The organism is Streptomyces incarnatus (assembly GCF_001027185.1).
Classification (GTDB): domain Bacteria; phylum Actinomycetota; class Actinomycetes; order Streptomycetales; family Streptomycetaceae; genus Streptomyces; species Streptomyces puniciscabiei.
Genome location: NZ_CP011497.1, coordinates 7,104,975 through 7,110,974, shown reverse-complemented (window position 1 = coordinate 7,110,974; position 6,000 = coordinate 7,104,975). Strand labels below are relative to the sequence as shown.

General features: G+C 73.6%; 4 protein-coding genes and 1 pseudogene. 1 reads left to right on the top strand and 4 read right to left on the bottom strand.

The window, feature by feature from the left end:
• The 4 genes and pseudogenes from ABB07_RS41090 to ABB07_RS32250 form a co-directional block, all read right to left on the bottom strand.
• Window positions 1-1,679: pseudogene (locus ABB07_RS41090) on the bottom strand (hypothetical protein); the annotation flags it as partial.
• Between the two features lie 50 nt (window positions 1,680-1,729).
• Window positions 1,730-2,608, bottom strand: a complete 879-nt coding sequence (locus ABB07_RS32260; protein WP_208902021.1) for a hypothetical protein — start codon at window positions 2,606-2,608, stop codon at window positions 1,730-1,732.
• Between the two features lie 31 nt (window positions 2,609-2,639).
• Window positions 2,640-4,169, bottom strand: a complete 1,530-nt coding sequence (locus ABB07_RS32255) for a hypothetical protein (protein ID WP_208902020.1) — start codon at window positions 4,167-4,169, stop codon at window positions 2,640-2,642.
• Between the two features lie 135 nt (window positions 4,170-4,304).
• A complete protein-coding gene (locus tag ABB07_RS32250) occupies window positions 4,305-5,006 on the bottom strand; it encodes a GntR family transcriptional regulator (protein WP_208902019.1) in 702 nt (233 codons plus the stop codon).
• Window positions 5,007-5,116: 110 nt separating this feature from the next.
• On the opposite strand from ABB07_RS32250, the gene ABB07_RS32245 reads away from it, so the two are divergent.
• Complete coding sequence (locus ABB07_RS32245) at window positions 5,117-5,956, top strand: putative hydro-lyase (RefSeq protein WP_208902018.1); 840 nt, start codon at window positions 5,117-5,119, stop codon at window positions 5,954-5,956.
• Window positions 5,957-6,000 lie beyond the last annotated feature (44 nt).

Here is a 6,000-nt window from a genome sequence, read left to right as displayed (position 1 = left end):
GTGGCCTTGCGGGCGGCCTCGCGGGCCGCGTCCCAGGCGGCCACGGCGGTCTTCTCGGCGTCGCTGGCGGCGAGCGCGGCCCGCGCCGGGTCGGCGTCCGGGGCGGTGTCGTCGAGCCAGCCCGCGCGGACCGCCTCGGCGGTCTCCTGCTCGACCTCGGCGAGGCGCTGGCGCAGATGCCCGGCCTCGCTGCGGGCGCGCTGGGCCTCGGTCGCGGCGGTCGTCGAGTCACGGTAGGCGGACTCGCTGACATCCTGCAGCGCGGCGGAGCGCTCCTCCCCCTCGTTGGCGAGGGCCTCGGCGCTCTCGGCGGCCGCGTGCAGGGCCCGTACGAGGTCCACGGCGGCCTTGGCGCGGGCGGCGAGCGCGGGCGCCGCGTCCCGCTCGGCCTCCTGGATGGCGGCGGACACGCGCGCGACCCGGTCGGCGGCGGCGCGGTGGCGCAGCACGGCCTCGGCGGCCTGCCAGGCGGAGTGCAGGGTGCGGGCGTCGGCCAGCTCGCGCTTCTGCGCGGCGGCGGACTTCTCGGCGGCGGCCAGGGCCAGGGAGGCGTGCCGGTAGGCGAGTTCGGCGGCGATCAGGGCGCTGCGCTCACGGGCGCCCTCGGAGTGGGTGACGGCGTAGGCGGCGGCCGTGACCCGCTGGGCGAGGTCGGCGGCGCGCACCCGCTCCCGCACCGCCCGCGCGGACAGCCGCCGGGCGAGAGTGCGGGTGCGGCGCTCGGCGCCGGCGTGGATGTCACGCGCGCGTGAGCGCGCCTCGGCGGCCTCGACGATCCGCCCGAGCAGGTCGACCGACCCGGCGGTGAAGTCGCGTTCGGCGATCAGCTCCGCGCGTCGGCCCAGCTTGTTGCCGAAGCCGCTGACGAGGTCGGCGAGGCCGTCGGTGTCGCGGGTGTCGGTGACGGCGCGCAGCAGCAGGTCGGTGAAGTCGGAGTCCTTCTTGACCGCGAAGAGACCGGCCGCCTCGCCCTCGTCGGCGTTCATCTCCCGCTGGTAGCGGAAGAGTTCGGGGTCGAGGCCGAGGTCGCCGAGGTGCTCGATCCAGCGGTCGTGGATCTCCTCCCAGTGCACCTCCAGGTGCGGGTAGGCCTTGCCGGCCTCCGTCAGGGCGTCGCGGAAGCCCTTCATGGTGCGGCGCCGACCCTGGGCGCCCGAGGTGCCCTCGACGGGCGGCCGTACGGCGGTGGACTCGGCGACGGGCAGGTTGTCCAGGCTCAGTCCGGGGCCGGGCCGGAACGAGTACCAGGCCTCGGCGAACTTGCGGGGGTCGCTGGACACCTGCCGTCCGCGCCACTCGCTCACCTTGCCGACGACGACGCACTCGCCGGTCTGCACGTGCTGCCACTCCAGCGCCACGTGTCCGCAGTCGTCGGCAAGCAGGAACTTGCGCAGCACACCGGAGCTGGCGCCGCCGAGGGTGTTGCGGTGGCCCGGCAGCATCACCGAGAAGATCAGTTTGAGCAGGACGGACTTGCCGCCGCCGTTCTCCAGGAAGAGCACGCCCGCGGGCGCGGGGCGGCGCGGCGGGCCGGACGGCTCCTCCTCGAAGAACTCCGCCTGCGTGGGCGCCGGGTCGGGCACGGGCTCGCCGACACCCCGCAGGTCAAGCACGGTGTCGGCGTAGCGCGCACCGGCGGGACCGATGGAGTAGAGGCGGACCCGGGACAGCTCGTACATGGCGGACTCTCGCGTTAAGTCTTCGGGAATGTGCGGTGGTTCGGAGGGTTTCAGGAGTGGAACGGCAGCCCGGCGTCGGCGACCAGTTCCAGATCCTCGGTGTCCTCGGCGGGCAGCAGGCTGGCCGTGCCGTCGGTCACCGGTACGACGCCCAGCTCGAGCAGTTCGGCCATGGCGGCGCTGCCGGCCATGTCGCGGACCTGGAGCTGGTAGCGGGCCGTGGTGCGGTAGGTGCCGCCGCCGTCGTCGCCGGTGCGCTGCAGGAAGCCCGAGTCGGTGAGGAAGGCGAGGGCCTTGGCCACGATGCCGGTGGTGGACGCGGCCGGGCGGCGGGCGTCCTTGGTGGCGCCGGTGGCGCTGCGTCTGGCCCAGATGCGCCAGGCGGCCTCGAGGCCGGGCGCGTCGGTCGCCGGGTCGGTGTTCTCGCCCAGTTCCTCGGCCCGCTCCTCCAGGCGCCGGCAGGCCTGCCGTACGAAGGCGTCGACGCCGTTGACGGTGACGCGGCCGATGTAGGTGTCGTCGGCCAGGTCCTCCGGGCGCGGGAAGGCCAGTGCGGCGACGGCGAGATGGGCGAGCCCGTGCAGGAAGCGGTCGCCGGAGTCGGCGGCGGTGCGACGCGCGTAGTCGCCCATGCGGACGGCGAACACCGAGTCCTCGGCGGCGGTCACGGCCATGCCCGCGCGCGGGGACACCTCCAGCACGACGAGGCCCAGGCCGGCGGCGACGGCGTCGGCGAGCCGCGCGAACGCCGGGTCCTCGCGGTAGCGGCGCAGCAGCTCCGCGTACTCCTGGTCGCGCGCGGGCTGCAGCTTGGGCTGCAGCCCGAAGGCGACGAGCCGCGCCGCGTCGGCGGCGTCGGCGGGGGTGACGGCGGCGGGCGCCGACGGTGCCGACGACTCCGCCTCACTCCACTCGACGTGCTCGCTCACGGTTGGGGCTCCTTGTCACGCTGTCGTCGACTCATGCTGCTTCCGTCCGGTCCGCCGCCATCCCCGCCGCGTCCAGCAGGGCGGTCCCCACGATCAGGTCCGCCCCGCCGAACTCGGGATCGTCCAGCTCGGTCCCGTCGTCCACCGCGAACAGCAGCTTCTGCTCACCCTGCCGGTACGCGGTGCCGACGGCCGGGCTGGCCGCGTGCACCGCCAACAGGGCCACCAGATAGGCCAGATCGGGGTCACCGGAGCGCCGGGCCTCGGCCAGCAGCCCCGACAGCCTGCGCGGTGCGTCGGCCGGCAGGTCCAGCAGCTCCGTCGCGGCGGCCAGCTGCTCCTCGCTGAACCGGCTGTCGTCGGGCGTGGCGATCAGGTCGGGCTCGGGCATCTCCGCACCCAGGTGCTCCCGCTCGACGGGCGGCGTCAGCAGTATGCCGACGAGATCGGCGACCCGTACGGACACGGGCGTCCGCAGCCCCGTGCCGTTCGCGAAGAAGACGTCGGTGACCCGGATGGCCTGCTCCAGGGGCAACGGCAGGACGGGGGCGACGAGATGGCCGTAGAGGTCTATTCCGGACGTGGTGGTCGGTGCGGCGAAGGCCTGGCGGTCCTGTTCGGCGCGGAACAGCGGGCCGGCCTCCAGCAGCCGCGACTGGAGCTGGGTGTGGCGCCGGATGCAGTCCTTGACGATGTCGACCAGTTCGGCGGCGCGGCGCTTGTGCTCGGGCTCCTCGGTCTCGTCCCGTGCCTTGCGGATGTTGGTGAGGATCGCGTTCTCGTGGCGGTAGCGGTCGGCGACGTGGTCCAGGGCCTCGGCGATCATGTCCGGCACGGCGTTGAGCCAGTCGACCGCGCGGACGTTGCGCCGGGTGGCCTCCAGGGCACGGCGCAGGGTCTCCGAGTACTGCACCGTGCGGTAGCGGGCCTGCTCGGCGGCGAGCTGGGCGTCGGCGAGCCGACCACGGCTGATCAGCACCTCCAGCTTGACCTCGGCGGCGATCTGGGCGCTGGTGACGTCGGTGTCGAGGGCGCCGACCAGGACGTTGACCGCCTCGTCCGTCGTACGCAGGTACACCGTGCCGCCGGGGCCGGGGACCTCTTCGATCAGCTTGAAGTCGTAGTCCCGGCGGACGTAGGAACCATCCGGCGCGAAGGTGCCGTAGAGGGCGCGGAAGCCGCGGTCGACGCTGCCGACGTTGATCAGGTTCTCCAGGACCCAGCGGGCCACGCGCTCGTGCTCGGCGGTCGGCCGGTGCGGGGCCTGGGCGGCGATGCGCGGGACGAGCCGGGCCACGATCTGCTCGTGGTCGGCGCCGGTGTCGAAGTCCATGTTGAGGGTGACCAGGTCGATGGCGGCGAGGGCCACCTCGGCCATGCCGTACACCGAGTACTCACCGGCCAGGTTGGCCTTGCGCGCGTCGAGGTCGTGCAGCGGCGCGGTGCAGGCGAGCGCGCGCAGCCGCCGCGCCAGCCCCTCGTCGGCGGCCGGGCCCGGAGCCGGGCGCGGCCCCGCGCTGAGCTGGGGCGGAACACTGTCCGTCGATGCAGGCGAAGTCACGGTGCACAGATTAGGTCCTGGGTCTGACATCGACCCAAACGGTGCGGCTCCGCCGGTTTGACCGAAAGGGCTGCGGGCCGTTCTTCACCTGCGGGCCGTTACTTCGGCTCCGGGCCGTTCTTCGGCTGACGGCCGCTACGGGGCGCCTTCCTCGCCCACCCTTCGCCGGTACACCTCGACGATCCGCTCCAGCGAATCCGCCAGGTAGGTCTCCAGCAGTTCTTCCGCCCCGCGCCGGTCCCCGGCCTGCAGCGACCGCAGGATCTCCTGGTTGCGGGCGAGGTAGGGCTCGTGCAGCCGGCGCGGGTCGTCGACCACGTGGAAGGCGAGCCGCAGCTCGGCGAAGACACTGCGCATCAGTTCGTCGGTGCGTTCGCTGCCCGCGAGGGCGACGAGCTCCCGATGGAAGTGGATGTTGGCGGTGCCGAGCGCCTTCCAGTCGCTCTCCGCGGTCGCCCGCTCTCCTTCGGCGACCGCCGCGGTGACCCCCTCCAGCCGGTACGGCGGCTCGCCGAGCCCGCGTACGACGGCGCACTCGACCAGGGCGCGCGTGCGGTAGATGTCCTCGACGTCCTCGACGGTCAGGACCCGCACGAACACCCCGCGGTTCAGCTCGTGGACCAGCAGGCGTTCGTGTGTGAGCAGCCGGAACGCCTCGCGCAGCGTGTTGCGGGAGACCCCGAGCGCCCCGCCGATGCCGTCCTCCGACAGCCGGGTGCCGGGCGGGAAGTACCCGTCGGCGATACGACTCCGGAGGATGTCCGAGACCCGCTCCGCCGTGCTGGTACGCCCCAGGAGCGCACGGTCGTCGGCCAGTGCCGTCAGCTGCTCTGCCATGCCGGAATTCAATCGCACGGCCCGGAACGAAACAACATGGGTATTGAAGGATCGTTGAACGATCCCCTACCGTGCTCGGGACGGCATTGCTCACGTCCCGAGGAGTCGGCATGACGCAGCCACCGCGTACCGAGGACCTCCCCGTCACCGCAGTCGACGAGCACGCGCACGCGTGGAGTCCGCGAGCCGCCCGGGCCCGCTTCCGGGACGGCCTGGCGGGCCCGACGGCCGGGGTCGCGGCGGGCCACACACAGGCCAACCTCATCTCGGTGCCGGCCGACTGGGCGTACGACATGCTGCTGTTCTGGCAGCGCAACCCCAAGCCGTGCCCGGTGCTGGACGTCACGGACGCCGGTTCCCCCTCGACCGTCCTCGCCGAGGGCGCCGACCTGCGCACGGATCTGCCGCGCTACCGGGTCTGGCGGGACGGCGAGCTGGTCGAGGAACCCACCGACGTGCGCGCGCACTGGCGGGACGACCTGGTGTCGTTCCTGCTCGGCTGCAGCTTCACCTTCGAGTGGGCGCTGGCCCGGGCGGGCGTGCCGATCCGGCATGTCGAGCAGGGCCGCAACGTGCCGATGTACGTCACCACGCGCGCGTGCCGGGCGGCGGGGCGGCTGCGCGGGCCGATGGTGGTGTCCATGCGACCGGTGCCGGCGGAGCACATCCGCGCCGCGATCCGGGAGAGCAGTCTGTTGCCGGCCGTGCACGGGGGTCCGGTGCACTGCGGGGACCCCGCGGCCCTCGGTATCGGGGATCTGGCCCGCCCCGACTTCGGCGACCCGGTGGCCCTCGCGCCCGGTGACATCCCCGTCTTCTGGGCCTGCGGAGTGACCCCGCAGGCGGCGGTGACGGCCTCCCGGCCGCCGTTCGCCATCACCCACGCCCCGGGGCAGATGTTCCTGACCGACGCGCGCGACGAGCAGTACCGGCTGGTCGGCATCGTCTGAGACCGACGGGTCGGCAGCGCCGGCCGCCAACGGGGCCGGCCGTT

Bases quoted from the DNA above. Each gene is read 5' to 3' on its own strand.
- ABB07_RS32250 (WP_208902019.1), bottom strand. From the start codon at position 5,006: ATGGCAGAGCAGCTGACGGCACTGGCCGACGACCGTGCGCTCCTGGGG.
- ABB07_RS32245 (WP_208902018.1), top strand. From the start codon at position 5,117: ATGACGCAGCCACCGCGTACCGAGGACCTCCCCGTCACCGCAGTCGAC.